The 18849-nt window shown below is 72.3% G+C and carries 19 protein-coding genes; 10 read left to right on the top strand and 9 right to left on the bottom strand.

The annotated features are described in order from the left end of the window. The first annotated feature begins 4 nt into the window (after positions 1–4). The 7 genes from ACW69E_RS04970 to ACW69E_RS04940 all read left to right on the top strand — a co-directional run bounded on the left by ACW69E_RS04970 (position 5) and on the right by ACW69E_RS04940 (position 5933). Positions 5–178 (top strand): hypothetical protein, encoded by a 174-nt coding sequence (locus tag ACW69E_RS04970; RefSeq protein ID WP_457496937.1) that lies wholly within the window; start codon positions 5–7, stop codon positions 176–178. Positions 179–293: 115 nt separating this feature from the next. Beyond that, positions 294–1052, top strand: coding sequence for a GDSL-type esterase/lipase family protein (locus tag ACW69E_RS04965; RefSeq protein ID WP_457496936.1), 759 nt, complete (start codon positions 294–296; stop codon positions 1050–1052). A 478-nt stretch (positions 1053–1530) separates the two neighbouring features. Further along, positions 1531–2328: a YqcI/YcgG family protein gene (locus tag ACW69E_RS04960; RefSeq protein WP_457496935.1), complete on the top strand. Its 798-nt coding sequence runs from the start codon at positions 1531–1533 to the stop codon at positions 2326–2328. Beyond that, positions 2325–2711, top strand: a complete 387-nt coding sequence (locus ACW69E_RS04955; RefSeq protein WP_457496934.1) for a hypothetical protein — start codon at positions 2325–2327, stop codon at positions 2709–2711. The genes ACW69E_RS04960 and ACW69E_RS04955 overlap by 4 nt, the downstream gene beginning before the upstream one ends. Next, positions 2708–4048: an APC family permease gene (locus tag ACW69E_RS04950; RefSeq protein ID WP_457496933.1), complete on the top strand. Its 1341-nt coding sequence runs from the start codon at positions 2708–2710 to the stop codon at positions 4046–4048. The genes ACW69E_RS04955 and ACW69E_RS04950 overlap by 4 nt, the downstream gene beginning before the upstream one ends. A gap of 144 nt (positions 4049–4192) precedes the next feature. Next, positions 4193–4861, top strand: coding sequence for a hypothetical protein (locus ACW69E_RS04945; protein ID WP_457496932.1), 669 nt, complete (start codon positions 4193–4195; stop codon positions 4859–4861). An 85-nt stretch (positions 4862–4946) separates the two neighbouring features. Then, positions 4947–5933: an aldo/keto reductase gene (locus ACW69E_RS04940; RefSeq protein WP_457496931.1), complete on the top strand. Its 987-nt coding sequence runs from the start codon at positions 4947–4949 to the stop codon at positions 5931–5933. A gap of 335 nt (positions 5934–6268) precedes the next feature. Here ACW69E_RS04940 and thpR read toward each other — a convergent pair whose 3' ends face one another. From thpR to ACW69E_RS04920, 4 genes are all read right to left on the bottom strand, one after another. Continuing rightward, complete coding sequence (gene thpR / locus ACW69E_RS04935) at positions 6269–6838, bottom strand: RNA 2',3'-cyclic phosphodiesterase (protein WP_457496930.1); 570 nt, start codon at positions 6836–6838, stop codon at positions 6269–6271. Between the two features lie 27 nt (positions 6839–6865). After that, complete coding sequence (locus tag ACW69E_RS04930) at positions 6866–8404, bottom strand: MFS transporter (protein ID WP_457496929.1); 1539 nt, start codon at positions 8402–8404, stop codon at positions 6866–6868. 32 nt (positions 8405–8436) lie between these two features. Further along, positions 8437–8874 (bottom strand): MarR family winged helix-turn-helix transcriptional regulator, encoded by a 438-nt coding sequence (locus ACW69E_RS04925; protein WP_457496928.1) that lies wholly within the window; start codon positions 8872–8874, stop codon positions 8437–8439. A gap of 354 nt (positions 8875–9228) precedes the next feature. Next, the gene (locus tag ACW69E_RS04920) at positions 9229–10719 is read right to left on the bottom strand and encodes an NCS2 family permease (RefSeq protein ID WP_457496927.1); all 1491 of its coding nucleotides are present in this window, start codon (positions 10717–10719) and stop codon (positions 9229–9231) included. 306 nt (positions 10720–11025) lie between these two features. Here ACW69E_RS04920 and ACW69E_RS04915 point away from each other — a divergent pair, with 306 nt between their 5' ends. Both ACW69E_RS04915 and ACW69E_RS04910 read left to right on the top strand, forming a co-directional pair. Then, complete coding sequence (locus tag ACW69E_RS04915; RefSeq protein ID WP_457496926.1) at positions 11026–11355, top strand: DUF2530 domain-containing protein; 330 nt, start codon at positions 11026–11028, stop codon at positions 11353–11355. Positions 11356–11479: 124 nt separating this feature from the next. Next, positions 11480–13987, top strand: coding sequence for an HAD-IC family P-type ATPase (locus ACW69E_RS04910; RefSeq protein WP_457496925.1), 2508 nt, complete (start codon positions 11480–11482; stop codon positions 13985–13987). Between the two features lie 191 nt (positions 13988–14178). Here ACW69E_RS04910 and ACW69E_RS04905 read toward each other — a convergent pair whose 3' ends face one another. The 5 genes from ACW69E_RS04905 to ACW69E_RS04885 all read right to left on the bottom strand — a co-directional run bounded on the left by ACW69E_RS04905 (position 14179) and on the right by ACW69E_RS04885 (position 18046). Continuing rightward, positions 14179–14463 (bottom strand): hypothetical protein, encoded by a 285-nt coding sequence (locus ACW69E_RS04905; protein ID WP_457496924.1) that lies wholly within the window; start codon positions 14461–14463, stop codon positions 14179–14181. A 14-nt stretch (positions 14464–14477) separates the two neighbouring features. Further along, complete coding sequence (locus tag ACW69E_RS04900; protein WP_457496923.1) at positions 14478–14945, bottom strand: hypothetical protein; 468 nt, start codon at positions 14943–14945, stop codon at positions 14478–14480. A gap of 94 nt (positions 14946–15039) precedes the next feature. Then, the gene (locus tag ACW69E_RS04895; protein WP_457496922.1) at positions 15040–16251 is read right to left on the bottom strand and encodes a helix-turn-helix domain-containing protein; all 1212 of its coding nucleotides are present in this window, start codon (positions 16249–16251) and stop codon (positions 15040–15042) included. Between the two features lie 207 nt (positions 16252–16458). Beyond that, positions 16459–16992, bottom strand: coding sequence for a Uma2 family endonuclease (locus ACW69E_RS04890; RefSeq protein ID WP_457496921.1), 534 nt, complete (start codon positions 16990–16992; stop codon positions 16459–16461). A gap of 46 nt (positions 16993–17038) precedes the next feature. Then, entirely contained in the window at positions 17039–18046 is a 1008-nt protein-coding gene (locus ACW69E_RS04885; RefSeq protein ID WP_457496920.1) for a hypothetical protein, read from the bottom strand. 263 nt (positions 18047–18309) lie between these two features. On the opposite strand from ACW69E_RS04885, the gene ACW69E_RS04880 reads away from it, so the two are divergent. Further along, a complete protein-coding gene (locus ACW69E_RS04880; RefSeq protein WP_457496919.1) occupies positions 18310–18849 on the top strand; it encodes an NUDIX domain-containing protein in 540 nt (179 codons plus the stop codon).

The raw sequence follows: 18849 nt of genomic DNA, 5'->3' as shown, positions 1-18849 counted from the left end.
AGAGATGAACGGCATCGACCGCGCCGAGCTGGACGAGACCATCGCCAAGACCTTCAAGGAGGTCCGCACCGCGATCGACACCCACAGCGAGAAGAGCCTGCAGATGTACAGCAACGCCCTGAGCGCGCTGGTGGAGCTGAGGCAGCAGGTGGTGTCGGAGGAGCGCGCCGCCGGCTGACCCCCGGGACCTGACGCCGCCCCGCCGGCGCCCGCCCACCGCGCGGGCGCCGGCGGGTGCTCGGGTGACGGGTGTCACGTCGCAGGTCACAGCCGCCTTCCGGGAGGATGAGCGGATGCGCGTGCTCTTCGTCGGCGACTCCATGACCATCGGCAGCGCCGGTGAGCACACCTGGCGCCACCGCATGTGGCGGCACCTGGAGCGCACCCGCGGCCCGCACGGCGCCGCGTACGAGATCGTCGGCCCGCGCGACGCGCTGTACGACAAGGACGCCGACGCCCCGGTCTCCCACGACTACGCCGACCCCGCCTTCCCCGCCGGCGCCCGCCGCCATCTCGCCGGCTGGGGCGAGGGCTGGCTGCACATGGCGCCGGTGATAGGCGGTGCGGTGCGCGAACACCGCGCCGACACCCTGCTGGTCTTCCTGGGCCTGATCGACCTCGGCTTCTACACCGGCTCCGACGCCACCGCCGCCAACGTCCGCCGCTTCGTCGCCGAGGCCCGCTCCGCCGAACCGCGGGTGCGGATGGTGCTGCTGCCGGTGATCCCCAACATACGGGCGCGGCACGACGCCTTCTTCGCCGCCGAGTGCGAGCGCTTCAACGGGCTGCTGGCGCGGGCCGCGGCCGAACTGTCCACCCCCGCCTCGCCACTTCTGACGGCCGTACCGCCGCACGGCTGGGACCTGGCCCGCGACACCTACGACGGCACCCACCCCACCGCCTGCGGCGAGCACCTCATCGCCGCCGCCTTCGCCGATGCGATGCACCGGGCGTGGGGCGTGGGCGGCCCGTACGCCGCGGGCGCGGTGGGGGCCCAGCCGGGCGTACCCGGCGCCCGCCGCACGGCCGGTCCGGTCACCGTGGAACAATGAATTCCGCTCCCATTAGCCCCGGAATCCCCTGTCGGCGGTGAAGGATTTTCCGGAGCTTCCCGGAGGGCCGCCGCAAGGGGCGGCGAAAGGCGGGAAATCGCGGATCCGGAATGATGACGGACATGCGCCGCAGCTCCGGAATGCCTGACTTCACGGCGGCCGAAAAGGTACCGGGCCCGGACGCCCCTCTGTGAACACGGGCCTGTGACGACGGTGTCCAGCGCCTTGGACGCGCTCTCAGCCAGCCGTGCACACCCGCCCGGGTGGCTGGAAAAAGACGGTGTTTGGCTCAATAAACAGTCCTCCCTCCCGCGGCTGTGCTGAAACCATCTCGGCGCCACCGACACTTCGGCGGAGAATCCCCACCGGGATTCCGGCGGCACCGTCCTGTCAACGCGCAACAGGGGGTATCCAGATGACCGATTCCGCTCCAATATCCTTTTCCGAGCAATCCGCGCCTCCGCTGACCACACCCCTGGTGTGCGATCCGCGGCAGCCCCGCGAGAAGGCGTGGGAGGCGGACGCGGTCGAGCGGTTCCGCAAGCGCATGCTCGACGAGAGCGCCCTCTTCCCGTGCGTCTTCGGTGTGGACGCGCTGCGCAGGGCCACCCTGCGCTTCTCCTTCCTGGAACGGGGGGACGGCCTCGCCCGGCGGCTCGCGGCGGCACTCGGCGACTTCGTCGCCCTCGCGCCCGAACTGGGCCGCAGGACCTCCCTGGTGGCGTTCTTCGAGACCACCGACGAGGACCGCGCCCGCGACGTGGAGGGCTTCCGCACCCTGGTGTGGGAGCTGCTCCAGGGGGTGCACGACCTGGACACCTCGCCCTGGCCGGCGGACGTCCCGCTGGACACCGAGGATCCCGAGTGGGAGTTCGGCTTCGCCGGAATGCCGATGTTCGTCGTCGCGAACACCCCGGCCCACCGCAGACGCAACAGCCGGTACTTCGAGGACCTCGCGATCACCTTCCAGCCCCGCTTCGTCTTCGACGACATCTCCGAGGACTCCAAGCAGGGACGCAATGCCCGTACCATCATCCGCGGCCGCCTGGCCGCCTACGACGACGTCCCCGCCAGTCCGCTCCTGGGCAGTTACGGCAAGCCGGGCAACCTGGAGTGGGCCCAGTACTTCCTGGACGACGACAACACGCCCCACGACCGGGGGACGCGCTGCCCCCTGCGTGTCAGGCACGGGGCACAGCACGCCGACAGCGCCCGCGACGCCGCCGACAACAACGCCGACACCTCCGCCGACAACGCACAGGAGACCGCCGTATGAGCCCCCGGTTCGACAGCCGCACGGCCCCCGCCGTCCCGGCCGACCTCACCGAACTCCTCCCGCACCAGGGCAGCTTCGAGCTGCAGAACGACCAGCCGGGCAAGGTCCACAACTGGCACCACCACAGCCTGGACGAGGAGTTGTTCATACTGCGGGGCAGCGCCCTGCTCTTCTGGGACGCGGCCGGCGCCTACCAGGAGCGCGACTGCCCGGCGGGCACCTGGATCACGCTGCCCGCCGGCACCGTGCACGGCTCGCTGGCCGGCCCGCAGGGCGCGGTCTACATGATCCGCCCGCGTGACGGCCGTACGGCCGAGACCACGTTCCTGGCCGACGGCGAGCACCCGCACCCCACCCCGGTCGCACGGGAATCCGCGGCGTGACCGGTCCGCACGGCACGAAGTCCGCGGGCGGGGCGGCCGGCGCCGAGGGCGCGGCCGCCCCGCCCCCCACACGGATGGCGGGCCATCTGCGCCTGCCCGGGGCCGTGGCGCTGGCCATCACCATCGTGGTGGGCAGCGGCGCCCTCGTCTCACCCGGCATCGCCTACCACCAGACCGGCCAGGCCGCCCTCTACGCCTGGCTCGTGGCCGCCGCCGTCACCGTCCCGCTGCTGATCGTCTTCGCCCGGCTGGGCGCCGACCTGCCCGGCGCCGGGGGCGTCGCCGGCTTCGTCCAGGCCGGGTTCGGCCGCTCCTGGGCGGCCGGCGTGGAGGTCATGCTCCTGGGCACCTTCGGCCTCGGCATCCCGGCCATCGCCCTGACCGGCGGCTTCTACTTCCAGCAGATCCCCGGCCTGCACGGGGTCCCGGCCTGGGCGGCGGCGATCGGGCTGCTGGCACTGGCCGGACTGTCGGTGGCGATCGGCGGATCGGTGTCGTCGCGCATCCAGATCGTCCTGGCACTGCTCATGACGGCCGGACTGCTCGCGGCGGCGGTGCTCGGCCTGTCCGGCGGCGATCCCGTACAGCACCTGCCGCCGGCCCGGCCGGAGGAGCTCGCGCTGGGCGTGGCGGCGCTGGGAGCGGTGTTCTTCGCCTTCACCGGCTGGGAGATGCTCTCCTTCACCACCGAGGAGTACGCCAACCCTCGCAGGGACTTCCCCCGGGTGGTGGTCATCAGCTTCCTCGTCGTCACGACCCTCTACGTCCTGCTGGCCTGGGCGGTCCAGACGCGGCTGGCGGAGGACGACCCCAAGGCCGCCTCCTCGCCGATCCACGCCGTGGTGTCGGCCGCCGCCCCGGGCCTGGCCTGGGTGGTGTCGGTGCTGGGCGTGGTGATCATCGCCGCCAATCTGGTGGGCGCGGTGTGGGCCGCCTCCCGGCTGGTGATGTCCAGCGCCCGCGAGGGGCTGCTGCCGCGCCCCCTGGCCAGGCTGAGCCGGTCGGCCGGCACGCCCCCGCGCAACGCGGTGGCGGTGTGCGTCGCGGTCTTCAGCCTGATGTCGCTGGCGACGGCGTCCGACCTGCTGTCGCTGTCGGACCTGCTGACCGTCGCGGGGCAGAACTTCTTCCTGCTCTACCTGTTCTCCGCGGTCGTCTACGCGCGGCTCAAGTCCGGCGCCCCCAGGGCGTTCGGTATCGCCATCGCCGTACTGCTGGGGCTGCTGGCGCTGACCTTCGGCCCCCTCCAGCTCGGGTACGCGCTGGCGCTGCTGGTGCTCGGCCGCGTCCTGTCGTGGCGGGTCGGGAAGCGGCGGGAGGCCGCACCGGGAAGCTGACCGCCGTGCCGTCCGGGCACCGGCTTGGCGGTGTCCGGACGGCACGGCAGTATGCCCGGGGCAGAGCGGGGTCCGTACCCGGTACGGGCACGGACCCCGCCTGCACCGGTCCGTCCGCACCGAGACGCCACGAGAGAGGCAGCCTTGAACGTCCTGCTTTCCGCATCGGCCCGCGACCTGGGGCTGCGCCATCCCCGGGTCTGGTCCCTGAAGTCCGGCCGGCCCCTGCTGTCCGGGACCGGTATCGGCGCCGGGGAGGCCGCGGCGTTCGGCGGCGGCGAGCACCCGCCCGGGTACCGGGACCTGTTGGCGGCACTGGGCCACCCCGGCACGGTTCCGGCCGGGGAGAGGCTGCGGCGCACCGTGGCCGAGCGCGGCTGGCGCTCCCACGGGCCCGTCGTCGACGCCGTCAACGCCGCCACCATGGAGCACGGCGGCGGCATCGGCCTGCACCGGGCGGACGACACCGGGGGCGCGCGGATGCTCATCACCCGCGCCCCCGCCGGACTGCGCATGGTCCCCGCCTTCTCGGACCGCTCCAGGCCCGTCCCCGAAGGAGACCTGGTCTACGGGCTCCACGGCGGCCGGGACGGCGAGGAACTGCGGCCCATGGCCTGGCTGGGGCGCCGCGACTGCGACAGCGCCGACTTCCAGCTCCTCGACGACACCACCGAGGCGGTGATGATCGTCCTGGGCTGCCCCGGCACCGACGCAGGCCACACCGCGGAGGCGGGCGGCACCGTCCTGGAGCTGCTCGCCCGTCTGCGGCCCGACATCACCGCCACCGAACTCGTGGTCACCGACGCACCCTGACGGCGCGGGCCCCGCCGCGCGGGGTCCGGCCCTTCGGTCGTGCCGCTCTTGCTTCGAGCCCACTCCAGCACGTTGGCTGGTACCCATGGAGTACACGCAGCTCGGACGCACCGGTCTCAAGGTCAGCCGCCTCGTTCTCGGCACGATGAACTTCGGTCCGCAGACCGAGGAGGCCGACAGCCACGCCATCATGGACGCCGCCCTCGACGCGGGTCTGAACTTCTTCGACACGGCCAACGTCTACGGGTGGGGCGAGAACAAGGGCCGCACCGAGGAGATCATCGGCAACTGGTTCGCCAAGGGCGGCGACCGCCGCGACAAGGTCGTCCTCGCCACCAAGGTCTACGGCAACATGGCGGCCACGGACGGCGACGTCTGGCCCAACCACGACAAGCTGTCCGCGGTGAACATCCGCCGCGCCGTCGACGCCAGCCTGAAGCGGCTGCGGACCGACCACATCGACCTGTACCAGTTCCACCACGTCGACCGGAACACGCCGTGGGAGGAGACCTGGCAGGCGATGGACGTCCTGGTCCAGCAGGGCAAGATCCTGTACGTCGGATCGTCCAACTTCGCGGGCTGGCACATCGCCCGGGCCAACGAGAGTGCCGCCCGCACCGGCCGGCTCGGCCTGGTCAGCGAGCAGTGCAAGTACAGCCTCGTCGAGCGCCGCGCCGAGATGGAGGTCATCCCGGCGGCGCGCGGCTACGGCCTCGGCGTCATCCCGTGGTCCCCGCTGGGCGGGGGCCTGCTGGGCGGCGTGCTCCGCAAGGAGCGGGAGAACCCCGAGCGCCGCTCGTCGCAGGCGCTGGCGAACAACCCCGGACTGCGCGACCAGGTCCAGGCGTACGAGGACCTGCTGGACAAGCACGGCCTGGAGCCCGGCGAGGTGGCCCTGGCCTGGCACCTGGCCCAGCCCGGCATCACCGGCCCGATCATCGGCCCGCGCACCCGCGAGCAGCTGGACTCGGCGCTGCGCGCGGTGGAGCTGGAGCTGAGCGGGGAGCTGCTGGCCTCGCTGGACGAGATCTTCCCCGGCCCCGGGCCCTCCCCGGAGGCGTTCGCCTGGTGACGCGCCGGGCGGCGGGCCGGTGGCGCGGGGGCGCGCCACCGGGCCCGGTGCGCCCGGGCTGTGCGGGCGCCCGAGGCCGTCCGCTCCGCCGCCCGGCGGGGCGGACGGCCGTCCTCCCTGTGTCTTCCCCAACGGCCGGGAGGCCGTTCGTCCGTGCGGCCCGCCGCCCGGGCGGCCCTCTCAGCCGATGAGGGCCGCCAGCATCACCACGGCGAGCATGAGCACCAGGGCCCCGCTGACGATGCGGGTACGGGTCTTCGGGTCCACGCCCCAACGGTAGCCCGCCCGGCCGGGAGCCCTTCGGCAGCCCCTTCGGCGGACCGGCCGCCGGACCCTCAGCGGCCCAGCGGCCAGAACGCCAGCGTCTCGTAGCGGGGGTGCTCCCCGGGGATCCCGGAGCGGGGCAGCCGGCTGCGTACGAGGCTCAGCTCCTCCGCCCGCCAGGGGCTTCCCGCGAAGTCCTCCAGGGCCGCCGCCAGGGGGCGCAGGTCCGGGCCCGGCCCGCGGCGGCCGGCGCGGGCCAGGGTCAGATGCGGCTTGTAGGGGCGGTCGTCGGTGGGCACCCCGGCCCGGTTGACGCCCGCTGTGACGGAGCCGGCCAGCCGCCGCAGCGGTTCGCGGCCGTCGTCCACCCCGGCCCACAGGACCCGGTCGCCGAACCGGCCGCCCCCGGCCAGCCGCACCTCGAAGGGGTGGTGGCGGTGGGCGGCGCGCTCCAGGCGCTCGCACAGCGCGGGCAGCAGGTCCTCGTCCACCTCGCCCAGGAAGGCGAGGGTGAAGTGCCAGCCCTCGGGGAGGGCCCAGCGCAGCCGGTCCGCGCCGGGCAGTCCCTTCAGCCGCTCCACCTCCTCGCCGAGTTCCGCGACGGCGGAGGGCGGCGGCAGCACGGCGGTGAAAAGCCTCATGGGGAGAGTCTCACGCGGGCGGGCCGCTCACGCGAGCACGTCCCTGCGGTGGTCCCGCTCCCCGCCCGGCCCGGTGGCCGGGGCGCTGGGCGGGGCCGCGGCCGGGGCGGCGGCGGGGACGGTCCGGCGCGGGGAGACCGGGGTGCGGTCCTGTGGGGCCGGGCCGTCCCCCGCTATGCCCTCCGGCCCCTCCGCGCTCGCCGCGCCGGCCGCTCCGGCCGCCCGCACTCCCCGTGCCACCGGGACGAACGTCAGGCCCCGGCGGCCGCGTCGCAGGCCCACCCGCGGCCGCAGTCCGCCGATCCGGGCCAGTACCAGGGCGGTGGCGACGGCGGCCGCGGCCGAGATCAGGCCGCCGGCCAGGAAGCCGGCGCGGGCGCCGTAGGTGTCGGTGATCCAGCCCATCAGCGGGCCGCCGAGCGGGGTGCCGCCCATGAACACCATCATGTACAGGCTCATCACCCGGCCGCGCATCGCCGGGTCGGAGGCGAGCTGGACGGTGGAGTTGGCGGTGACGTTGAAGGTCAGGCCCACCGCGCCGATGGGCGCCATCAGCAGGGCGAAGACCCAGAACGACGGGGAGAGGGCCGCGGTCATCTCCAGCACGCCGAAGAGGAGCGCTGCGCCGACCATCACCCGCATCCGGCTCACCCCGCGCCGGGCCGCCAGCAGCGCGCCGGCGACCGAGCCGACGGCCATCAGGCTGTTGAGCAGGCCGTAGGTGCCCGCGCCCTCGTCGAAGACCTTGTCGGTGAAGGCGGTGAGCCAGATGGGGAAGTTGTAGGCGAAGGTGCCGACGAAGCCGACCAGTGTGATCGGCCAGATCAGCTCCGGCCGGCTCGCGACGTACCGCAGGCCCTCGCGGAGCTGGCCCTTGGCGCGCGGGGCGCGCTCGATGACGTGCAGTTCGGCGGTGCGCATCATCAGCAGGCCGGTGATCGGCGCGATGAAGGACAGCCCGTTGAGCAGGAACGCCCAGCCGCTGCCCACGGCCGTGATCAGCACACCGGCGACGGCTGGGCCGACCAGGCGGGCGGACTGGAAGTTGGCGCCGTTGAGGGAGACGGCGTTGGCGAGCTGCTCGGGGCCGACCATCTCCGAGACGAAGGTCTGGCGGGCGGGGTTGTCCACGACCGTCGCCAGTCCCAGCACGAGGGCGAGGGCGTAGACGTGCCAGACGTGGACGTGGCCGCTGAGGGTCAGCGCGGCGAGGGCGAGTCCGGTCAGGCCCATCGCCGTCTGGGTGATCAGCAGCAGCCTGCGCTTGGGGTAGCGGTCGGCGATGACGCCGCCGTAGAGCCCCAGCAGCATCATGGGGAGGAACTGCAGGGCCGTGGTGATGCCGACGGCCGTCGCGGATCCGGTGAGGCTGAGGACCAGCCAGTCCTGGGCGATGCGCTGCATCCAGGTGCCGGTGTTGGAGACGAGCTGTCCGGCGGCGAACAGCCGGTAGTTGCGGATGCGCAGCGAGCTGAACGTCGAGGGCTTCGCGGCCTTCGCCGCCTTCGGGGTTTCGGTGTTCTCGTCAGGTGCGGGTGCGGAGTCTGCTCCGGGTCCCGGACTCAATCGGTTTCGCCTCCTCGTGGCGCTACTCCTTCTTACAGTTGCGCGAGCTTCTCCAGTACGGGGGCCGCGGCGCGCAGCCGCGCCCACTCGTCCTCGTCGAGCCGGCCGGCGAGCTCGGCGAGCCAGGCGTCGCGCTTGGTGCGGCTGGCGGCGAGCATTGCCTCGGCCCGCTCGGTCTGGGTGACCACCTTCTGGCGGCGGTCCTCACTGTGCGGTTCCAGCCGGATGAGCCCCTTGGCCTCCAGCATGGCCACGATGCGGGTCATCGACGGCGGCTGTACGTGCTCCTTGCGCGCCAGCTCGCCGGGCGTGGCGGAGCCGCAGCGCGCGAGGGTGCCGAGGACCGACATCTCGGCCGGGCTCAGCGACTCGTCGACGCGCTGGTGCTTGAGACGGCGCGCCAGGCGCATCGTGGCGGAGCGGAGGGCGCTGACGGCTTCGGCGTCCTCGCCCCGGGACAGATCCGGCATATTCGTTAGCCTAACTCATTACTTCTCCTAAGGACCAGTCCGGGGAGGGTGTGGAAGGGGTGTCTTTCCTCACCCGTACGAGTGAGTCGGCAAGAAAAGCCGACGCCCTCCCCCGCCTACCCCCGCGACCGTGTCCCCATGGAGTCCGCGGAAACGAAGGTGCCAAGCCTACGGATGGACGGTGCGCCACTCGAACGGCTCCGCGGCCATGCCTCCGAACACGCGACGAGCGTCCGGGACCACATGGTCCCGGACGCTCGTCCGTGCCGTCCGTGCCGTCCGCGTGAACGCGCCGCCGGGCGATCCGCCCGGCGGCGCGTTCATCCGGCTCAGGTCAACCGGCCCCGGGCCCGGTCACCCGATCCCGAGCACCTGCTGGATCGGGTCCAGCAGGAAGTAGACCAGGAAGCAGGCGCCGACGGCGTTCAGCAGCCACGGGATCTCGCGGAAGCGCCCGGTGGCGGTGCGCAGCAGGATGTAGGAGAGCACGCCGATGCCGATGCCGTTGGTGATGCTGTAGGTGAACGGCATGGAGATCAGCGTCAGGAACGCCGGGACGGCGACGGTCTGGTCGCTCCAGTCGATCTCCCGCACGTTCGAAGCCATGATCAGGAAGCCGACCACGACCAGCGCCGGGGTCGCGGCGTGCGAGGGCACCACGGTGGCCAGCGGCGTGAAGACCAGGGCCAGCAGGAACAGCGCGCCGGTCATGATGTTGGCCAGGCCCGTGCGGGCGCCCTCGCCGACACCGGCGGTGGACTCCACGAAGCAGGTGTTGGCCGAGCAGGAGCCGAAGCCGCCGCCCGCCACCGCGACGCCGTCCGTCATCAGGATGCGGCCCATGCCGGGCAGCCGGCCCTGCTCGTCGGTCAGCTTCGCCTCGTGGCCGACGCCGATGATGGTGCCCATCGCGTCGAAGAAACCCGACAGCAGCACGGTGAAGACGAACAGCGAACCGGTCAGCACGCCGACCTCGGCGAAGCCGCCGAAGAGGCTGACCTCGCCGATCAGGCCGAAGTCCGGGGTGCTCACGATGCTCTCGGGCATGTTGGGCACGGCCAGGCCCCAGGCTGCGTCGGGGATCTCGGCGACCGCGTTGATCACCACGGCGACCAAGGTCATCACGACGATGCTGATCAGGATCGCGCCCTTGGTCTTCCTGATGACCAGGACGAAGGTGAGGGCCAGGCCGAGGATGAAGACGAGCACCGGCCAGCCGGTCAGGTGACCGCCCTGCCCGAGGCCGAGCGGCACGGTGGTGTGCGCGGCGTCGGGGTTGCGGGTGACGAAGCCGGAGTCCACCAGGCCGATGAGGGTGATGAACAGGCCGATGCCGATGGCGATGGCCCGGCGCAGCCCGCCGGGTATGGCGTCCATGACGCGCTCGCGCAGTCCGGAGGCGACCAGCAGCATCAGCACCAGTCCGGCCAGGACCACCATGCCCATGGCGTCGGGCCAGCTCATCTGCGGCGCGAGCTGGAGGGAGACCACGGCGTTGATGCCGAGCCCGGCGGCCAGCGCGATGGGCACGTTGCCGATGACGCCCATCAGGATGGTGGTCAGACCGGCCATCAGCGCGGTGGCGGTGACGAGCTGGGCGTTGTCGAGCTGCTGGCCGAACTTGTCCGTGCCCGCGCCCAGGATGATCGGGTTCAGCACGATGATGTAGGCCATCGCGAAGAAGGTGGCCAGCCCGCCGCGCAGCTCGCGGCTCACGCTCGAGCCTCGCTCGGAGATCTTGAAGAAGCGGTCGACACCGCTCCCGGACGACGGGGATCCGGTTTCGTTACCAGGGGTACCGGGGGTGTCTGGCGTGGCCGGGGTGTCGGTGGCCGGAGCGGACATGCGTGACCTTCACTGGGCGGTTCGGGGACGGTTTCGGAGGTTCCTCCAATGGGAACCAGCCAATCCAGGGTGCTTTCAGTATGAACGCACCACTGTTGAAAAGGCCATCCGCGGACGGGGGCATTCCCAGGGCGCGGCCGTGACCCTCCCCACACCCCCTCGCCCCTCCCCGCCCGCGTGCTCCCGGCCCCCGCCCCACCCGGACGCCGCTCCCGGGTCGGCCCCGGCCTCCCCCCTCGTTACGCTGGTGCGGAACGCCACGGCACGGACGGGCGACGGGGCGACGGGAAGCGAGAGGGCCGGGCGATGGGCTGGAGCAGGTGGACGAGCGGCGAGCGTGAGGCACCCGAGCCCCTGGAGGGCAACGTCGTCGCCACCGTCGTGGGCGGCACGGTCATCTGGTTCACGCTCTTCCTGGTCCAGCTCCCCTTCTACCGCTGGTTCGACGACCACGACCGCACCTGGTGGCTGTGGACCTGCCTGGCGGGCGGCGTCCTGGGCCTGTACGGCATCTGGTTCGTCCGCCGCCGCGAGGCCACGCTGCGCCGCGAGCGCCTGGCACGGGAGACCGGGACGGACCCCGGCACGGGCACGGGCGCAGGCCCCGCCCCGGAGGGCCCCACACCCGCCGATTGACCCGCGACCGGGCGCTCCGCCCCCGGCGAAAGCCCTGTTCCCTTCCCTGATTTCTCCCCCATCACACCCGTACCCGTGCCGCGGACCGCGCGCGAAGGCGCGTTCGCCTCGTAGTGTCTGGGACATGACGGAACGGGCTGAGACAGTACGAGGCGACCGGGGTGCCCCGGAGCCGCACGAGGGCACGGCGCTCGCCGTACCCTCCCCCCGCACGGACGCGGGTACGGCGGCGGGCACGGGCACGGGCACGGACCCGGCAGCGGGCACCCCCGCCCCCCGGTCCCCGGGCCTGACGGCCGCCGAGGTCGCCGAGCTCAAGGCCCGCGGCCAGGTCAACGACGTCCCCGTGCGGTCCTCCCGCTCCACGGCCGACATCGTCCGCGCCAACGTCTTCACCCGCTTCAACGCCATCATCGGCGTCCTCTTCGCGATCATCCTGGTCGTCGGCCCCATCCAGGACGGCCTGTTCGGCTTCGTCATCCTCGCCAACACCCTCATCGGCATCGTCCAGGAGCTGCGCGCCAAGCGGACGCTGGACAACCTGGCCGTCATCGGCGAGTCCAGGCCGACCGTCCGCCGCGACGGCGCCGCCACCGAGGTCCGCACCAACGAGATCGTCCTGGGCGATCTGGTCGAGCTGGGCCCCGGCGACAAGGTCGTCGTGGACGGCACCGTCACCGAGTCCGACGGGCTGGAGGTGGACGAGTCCCTGCTGACCGGCGAGGCCGACCCCGTCCACAAGCGGCCCGGCGACACCGTGATGTCCGGCAGCTTCGTCGTCGCCGGCGGCGGCGCCTTCACCACCACCCGGGTCGGACGCGAGGCGTACGCCGCCCAGCTGGCCGAGGAGGCCTCCCGCTTCACCCTCGTCCACTCCGAACTGCGCAGCGGCATCAGCCAGATCCTCAAGTACATCACCTGGATGATCGTCCCGGCCGCGATCGGCCTGGTCCTCAGCCAGCTCCTGGTGGAGGACCACAGCGTCGACGAGGCCATTCGCCGCATGGTCGGCGGCATCGTGCCGATGGTGCCCGAGGGCCTGGTGCTGCTGACCTCCATCGCCTTCGCCATCGGCGTCATCCGGCTGGGACGCAAGCAGTGCCTGGTGCAGGAACTGCCCGCCATCGAGGGCCTGGCCCGTGTGGACACCGTCTGCCTGGACAAGACCGGCACCCTCACCGAGGGCGGCATGGACGTGGCCGAGGTCCGCCCGCTGGACGGCGCCGACCCCGCCCGCGTACGACGGGTGCTGGCCGCGCTCGGATGCAGTGACCCCCGCCCCAACGCCAGCCTGAAGGCCATCGCCGACGCCCACCCCGCCGACGGGGCGGAGGGCTGGACGTGCACCGGCTCCCTCCCCTTCTCCTCCGCCCGCAAGTACAGCGGCGCGGCCCTCACCGGGCCCGGCGGGGAGACGGGGACCTGGCTGCTGGGCGCCCCCGACGTCCTGCTCGCCCCCGGCTCCCCGGCCCTCGCCGAGACCGACCGCCTCAACCGGCAGGGCCTGCGCGTACTGCTGCTGGCCCGCACCTCCCGCGCCCTGGACGACCCCGCCCTCGCCACCGACCCCACCTCCACCGAGCCCACCGCCCTGGTCGTGCTGGAGCAGCGGCTGCGTCCCGAAGCCGCCGACACCCTGCGCTACTTCGCCGAACAGGACGTCTCGGCGAAGGTCATCTCCGGCGACAACGCCGTCTCCGTCGGCGCCGTCGCCGCCAAGCTCGACCTGCCCGGCGCCGGCTCCACCGTCGACGCCCGCACCCTCCCGGAGGACCGCGGGGAACTGGCGGCGGCACTGGAGGACGGCACGGTCTTCGGCCGCGTCACCCCGCAGCAGAAGCGCGACATGGTCGGCGCCCTCCAGTCGCGCGGCCACACCGTCGCCATGACCGGCGACGGCGTCAACGACGTACTGGCCCTGAAGGACGCCGACATCGGCGTCTCGATGGGCTCGGGCTCGGAGGCCACCAAGGCCGTCGCCCAGATCGTGCTGCTCAACAACTCCTTCGCCACCCTGCCGTCGGTCGTCGCCGAGGGGCGGCGGGTCATCGGCAACATCGAGCGCGTCGCCAACCTCTTCCTCACCAAGACCGTCTACTCGGTGCTGCTGGCCCTGCTGGTCATCGTCTCCCAGGTGCCCTACCCGTTCCTGCCCCGCCATCTGACCCTGCTGGGCGGCCTGACCATCGGCATCCCCGCCTTCTTCCTGGCCCTGGCCCCCAACAAGGAGCGCGCCCGCCCGCACTTCGTACGGCGCGTGATGCGGTACGCGGTCCCCTCCGGCCTCATCGCCGCGACCGCCACCTTCACCGTCTACCTGCTGGCCCGCCACCACTACACCGGCCCGGGCGCGCTGGAGGCCGAGACCAGCGCGGCGACGCTGACGCTGTTCCTGGTGGCGCTGTGGGTGCTGGCGATCATCGCCCGCCCCTACACCTGGTGGCGGATCGCCCTGGTGCTCACCATGGCCTCGGCCTTCGTGGTCGTGCAGGTCACCCCGTTCCTCCAGGACTTCTTCGCCCTCCGCCTGGTCGGCACGGTGATGCCGTGGACGGCCGTCGGCGTCGCCGCCGCCTCGGCGGCCCTCCTGGAGTTCACCTGGCGCTGGATCGGCCGCCGCTTCCCGGACTGACCCCGCCGCCCGCCACCTCGAACTCCCCTGGGCGGGCCACCTCCCCGGCCTGGAGCGCCCGCAGGAGACGACGGCGCTGCTGACGGACTTCCTGCGGGAGAGCGGTGGCGCGGGCGCGTAGCGGGAGAAGCCCTGTCCGCCACCACGGAGAACGGCGGACGGACAGGGCGGCGTGTGGCATCAGCCCGCGATCACCCCCAGGTGAGGCGCTGTCCGCCGGGGCCCACACGCAGCCGCATACGGTCGGCCGCTCGGTCCCGGTCGTGCGACTGGATACGCGCCATGTGGTCGAGTTCTGCGATGCACGGGCCGCACGCGTACACGTCGCCCGTCGTACCGGGCGTGGTCACGGACCCGACCCACAGCACGCGCACGCCTTCCCGTCGGCAGTACAGCCAACAGGCGCCGGTCACCCACTGGTTCCCGTCGTCCGTCTGCGCGACGAGCGGCCATGCGTCGCACCATGTGCGCGCCATGGCCGGGGCGAAGGTCATGCCGTGCCCCCGTTCACCCGAGCGAGTTCCAGGAAGCCTCCTGCCTTCTCGATCTCGCGCGCCACCTCGTCGTACTCCTGCGGAACGGGCGAGACCATCGAGCGCCACGCCGTGAGCACCGCCCCGGCCTCGCCGCTCCTGATGTGTTCGACGGCCTGTCTCAAACCGTCACGCCCCTGCGGCGGCAGCAGCCCCACGCGCTCCTCGATCACTCCCGTGATCTCCCACCCGAACGCCTCGGCGTGCTTCGTGCACTCCTCGCGAGGGCCCGTGATGTCCGTGTTGGGAGCACCGCACAGATAGACCACGCAGCGGAACCGCTCGGTCCTCGCGGCCTCGGCGGACACACCGGCCTCACCCGGCGCGACGCCCGCCGCCGCGTCCGCCAGTGACCGGCGCAGTCGCAGTTCGCCTTCGGTTCGGCGGGTCCCGGATCGTTCCGGCCCGCTCTGGATACTGACCATGCGTCAATCGTGCTCGCCTGATGACAAACAGTGAAGTGACGAGGCGTAGGACCTGACGATGTGGCCGGACCCCGACCCGTACGCTCCGTAGGACTCAGGCGATCAAGGGCACTCCGATGAGTTCGCCGATGTTCCGTACGCGTGCGGTGGACACCTTCGCGAGACGCTTCCCGATGACACCGGGCAGCGCCTGATGCCTGACCCACTCAGGAGCGTCGAGCCCTACCTCGATCAGCGTGTCTCCGGCCTGGTCGTGGAGACCGGCCGCGCACTGCGCGAGAGCGACATCGAGCCGGTAGCGGTTGCGGGCCACCTTCGACATGGACTTGGGAAGCTTCTTCATCTCCGGCTGACCGGCGAGTTTGAGTGCGCGCCCGTAGTCCTTCAGCGCGACGTGGATCCCGACGGCCTCGGTCTTCGCCGCCGTCGGACCGAAACTGGTCCCGTGCAGCTTCTCGTCCCGCCCCAGCCTCGCCGCCGCGGCGTGCGCCTGCGAGATGTAGTCGTCGGCCGCGCTCCTGTCCTCGCGTCTCGACGCCGCCACAGCCGCGGAGATCATCAGCCGCCCGTACGCGAGCAGCTGCGGGCGGGATCCGCTGCTGAACGACGGCTCGATCGCCAGTGCCGCACGCTCGGCCACGGCCACCGCCCGGGACAACTTGGCACCCCGCAGATGGATCCATGACAGCGTGGACTCGAGCAGCGCCGTCATCACAGGGTCGCCGACGTCCCCCGCGAGGTGTTTCGCCGACGCGAGCGCGCTCAGTGCGAGGTCGCGCTGCCCGAGCCCGTTCGAGCACGACGCGGCCACGCGGTACGTGCTCGCCAGGATCGATGCCAGTCGCTCGCGCTCGCTGCCGGTGGCACTGGCGTACCTGGCCTGTCCTTCCATGAGGACCTTCGAGGCGAAGCTGCTCACCTTGGCCGTGTCGCTCGCCCAGTAGGAATCCCACGCGCGGTCGCGGGCTTCGCCCAGTTCCTCGACGGTGCTCGGGTCGTCGATGCCCTCCCACTCGCCGAGGGCACTCTCGTGCACGGCGTCGGACAGCTGGCGCAGCGCGGCACGGTCACCCCGGTCCATGCCCCGACGCGGCGCCTGCTGCCCCAGGATCACGGACACGTCCGTGTTCAGCGCATGGGCGAGCTTGAGCAAAGAGCCGACGGACAACTCCCCGCGGTCCTGCTCGGCTTTCTGCACCAGGGCGAGGGACAGCCCCGCCGCATCGGCAAGCCCCTGCTGTGTCAGATCGGAACCTCGTAGGTGCTTGATGCGCTTACCGTTCGTCAGATCAGCCCAGCTGCTCACGATCACTCCAGTGCGTTTGCTCCGGCTGCTGCTATCCGATGGTAGGTCCAGACGCCCGGGGCGGAACGGAACAGCCGCGGAATCCGGGCGCACTCGGCCCAGCCCTCGCGGGGAACACTCCTGTCTCACGGCCGGCCTTCAGCCCAGGCTTGGACCGCCCAAGGAGACCACAGCCCTGCTGACGGACTTCCTGCGGCAGTACGCGGCTCAGTAGACGTACAGCGTCGTGGTGTCGAGCACGGTGCCGATCGGTTCGCCCACCGGCACCGGTTCCCCGAACTCGCTCTCGCGCACGGCCCGGTAGCGCTCGCCGACCGGCTCGGAGTGCAGCAGGCAGACGCCCTTGACCGGATTCACGACCAGGTAGTACGGAATCCCGGCCACCGCGTACTTGCCGACCTTCCGGTCCAGGTCGTTCTCGGGATTGGACTCCGAGACGACCTCCGCGACAAGTAACAGTTCGTCGGCCGGGAACTGCTTGAGCCGGGTCCCCCGGTAGGAGGGGCCGGCCACCGACACGTCGGGACGCAGGAGGGTCCTCCCGTGCCACCCCCCGTAAACGGTGTCGACCTCGGTCATCACGCACCACCCGGGCATGAGCTGGGAGGCGACGGCGAGCACCATCTGCCCGCGAGCGCTGCTCGCCACGGCGTCGATACGGATTTCCCCGTCGATCATTTCGCCCCTGAGGTCCGGGAACGCGGTGTCGATCTCCTCGAACCGCCGCATCTCCTCGGACATCACAGGGCCCTCCATTTGCGCCGTCATGGTGCGCCCCCTCTCACGCCTACCGGCCCGGAGTAGTGCCGCGAAGGGCGCCCGCACGGGAGTCACGCGGCTCGTCCGGCGATCCCCGGCGCCGTCCTCGGGCCATGGCCGCGCGTACGGCGTCGGCGTTGCGGCGTACGTCCACAGCCTGTGCGCCGTCCTGTGCGCCGCCGGAGCCGTCGCGGCGCTCCCCGCCCCGGCACTCCCGGCACAGTCCGCCGGGCAGGGCCTCCGGCCGGCCCGGCACGCCGCACACCGTGCACTCCACCAGCCTCAGGGTGCGGCTGCGCACCGGAGAGGGCGGCGGGATCTTGTGCTCCAGCCGCCAGGCGGCCACGGCGCGGGGCGAGTGCACGCCCTCGCCGGGCAGCCCGGCCGTCAGCGCCTCGACCACCTGCCGCTCCCCCGCGCCCCGGGCGAACCACTGCGCCACCAGCGGCGCCAGCTCCTCGCAGTCGGCCGCCGACAGGCCCATGCGCGGATCGGCCTCCCCCAGCCGCGCCAGCGTCCCGTAAGCCCGCGACCGCTCCGGTCGCTCCGGTCGTTCCTGTGCGGCATCCGGCTCCGGAGGCGTACCCGCCGGGGCGGCGTCCTCCTTCGGAGCGGCCTTCCCGGCCGCCTCCCGGACGGCCCCCGGTTCGGCGGATTCCGTCTCCGCGAAGAAGCCCGCCCACCAGGTGTCGGAGCGCGGGACGCGCGAGAAGTACGTCCGCGTCACCCACTGTCCGCACCCCGGCGGCCGCTCCCGCACCCGCCTGAGATGTCCGGCCGCCGACATCTGCCGGAGTGCCGTGCCGACCGCCTGCTGGCCATAGGGCAGCCGCGCGGCCAGCGCCTTGATGGAGACGTCGGCGCCCTCGGGCAGCCGGTCGATGTACGCGGCGACGGCCGCGGCCCGGGGCTTCAGCTCGGCGAAGTCGCCTTTGCGGCGCGGCCGTTGTCCGGGGACGTGCCGCTTTCCGTAGCCGGAAACGGCCATCGGATGCTCGCCGGAGGACGCGGAAAAGCTACAGTGGCTCTCAGCCATGGGATCGGTTTCCTTCAGCTTTGTCGATCTCGTTGGTCAGGCCCCCGGAGGTGTTGCGAGCACCTGTCGGGGGCCGTTGCTTGTGCGGGACGCAACGCCGCATCGCCACGCCGAAGCGTGGCGCTCCGGTCACCAAAAGTCAACTCGCCTGCTCACGCCCTCACTCGCGGAGGGAGGGCGGGTGGGTCTGCGACCCACCCGTTCCAATGAGAGAGCGCTCGGATCCCGCGTCCCGGAACCCGAGATCCGGTAGGAGTAGGGGCATGACCTCCACCAGTGACGAGCCCGCCGGGCTGCCGTTCCCGATGCCGCAGGCCGAGTACCTGGCCACCCTGCCCAAGGCCACCGTCTACGCCTGCGTGTACTTCACCGACACACGCGGGCGGCCGGTGCAGCTGCGTTCGGTGTACGGCAGACGGCTGTGGCAGATCCCGGGCGGCAACATGGACCCGGGCGAGGACCCGTTCCAGGCGGTGGTGCGGGAGACGTACGAGGAGACCGGGCTGCGGGTCGAGGGCCCTCGCCCGCTGCTGCTGGCGCACTACATCCGCTCCGACCCGGCCGAGGCCCCGCTGGCGAAGGTCGGCTTCTGCTTCGACGGCGGCACGCTGAGCGACGAGGAGATCGCCTCGATCCGGCTGGACCCGGAGGAGCACGACCGCTGGGCGGTGGAGGACTGGCACGTGTGGGAGCGGCTGATGACGCCCGAGGGCTACCGGCGGCTGGCCGCCCTCGCCGAGGCCCGCCGCACCGGCCGGGCGGCCCTGCTGCTGAGCGAGCCGATCCTCGGGGGGCCGGCGTGA

Source organism: Streptomyces sp. SS8, from assembly GCF_054072955.1.
This window is presented reverse-complemented; position numbering and strand designations above follow the sequence as displayed.

Bases quoted from the DNA above. Each gene is read 5' to 3' on its own strand.
- ACW69E_RS04970 (WP_457496937.1), top strand. From the start codon at position 5: ATGAACGGCATCGACCGCGCCGAGCTGGACGAGACCATCGCCAAGACC.
- ACW69E_RS04965 (WP_457496936.1), top strand. From the start codon at position 294: ATGCGCGTGCTCTTCGTCGGCGACTCCATGACCATCGGCAGCGCCGGT.
- ACW69E_RS04955 (WP_457496934.1), top strand. From the start codon at position 2,325: ATGAGCCCCCGGTTCGACAGCCGCACGGCCCCCGCCGTCCCGGCCGAC.
- ACW69E_RS04940 (WP_457496931.1), top strand. From the start codon at position 4,947: ATGGAGTACACGCAGCTCGGACGCACCGGTCTCAAGGTCAGCCGCCTC.
- thpR (WP_457496930.1), bottom strand. From the start codon at position 6,838: ATGAGGCTTTTCACCGCCGTGCTGCCGCCGCCCTCCGCCGTCGCGGAA.
- ACW69E_RS04925 (WP_457496928.1), bottom strand. From the start codon at position 8,874: ATGCCGGATCTGTCCCGGGGCGAGGACGCCGAAGCCGTCAGCGCCCTC.
- ACW69E_RS04920 (WP_457496927.1), bottom strand. From the start codon at position 10,719: ATGTCCGCTCCGGCCACCGACACCCCGGCCACGCCAGACACCCCCGGT.
- ACW69E_RS04915 (WP_457496926.1), top strand. From the start codon at position 11,026: ATGGGCTGGAGCAGGTGGACGAGCGGCGAGCGTGAGGCACCCGAGCCC.
- ACW69E_RS04910 (WP_457496925.1), top strand. From the start codon at position 11,480: ATGACGGAACGGGCTGAGACAGTACGAGGCGACCGGGGTGCCCCGGAG.
- ACW69E_RS04905 (WP_457496924.1), bottom strand. From the start codon at position 14,463: ATGGCGCGCACATGGTGCGACGCATGGCCGCTCGTCGCGCAGACGGAC.
- ACW69E_RS04900 (WP_457496923.1), bottom strand. From the start codon at position 14,945: ATGGTCAGTATCCAGAGCGGGCCGGAACGATCCGGGACCCGCCGAACC.
- ACW69E_RS04890 (WP_457496921.1), bottom strand. From the start codon at position 16,992: ATGTCCGAGGAGATGCGGCGGTTCGAGGAGATCGACACCGCGTTCCCG.
- ACW69E_RS04885 (WP_457496920.1), bottom strand. From the start codon at position 18,046: ATGGCTGAGAGCCACTGTAGCTTTTCCGCGTCCTCCGGCGAGCATCCG.
- ACW69E_RS04880 (WP_457496919.1), top strand. From the start codon at position 18,310: ATGACCTCCACCAGTGACGAGCCCGCCGGGCTGCCGTTCCCGATGCCG.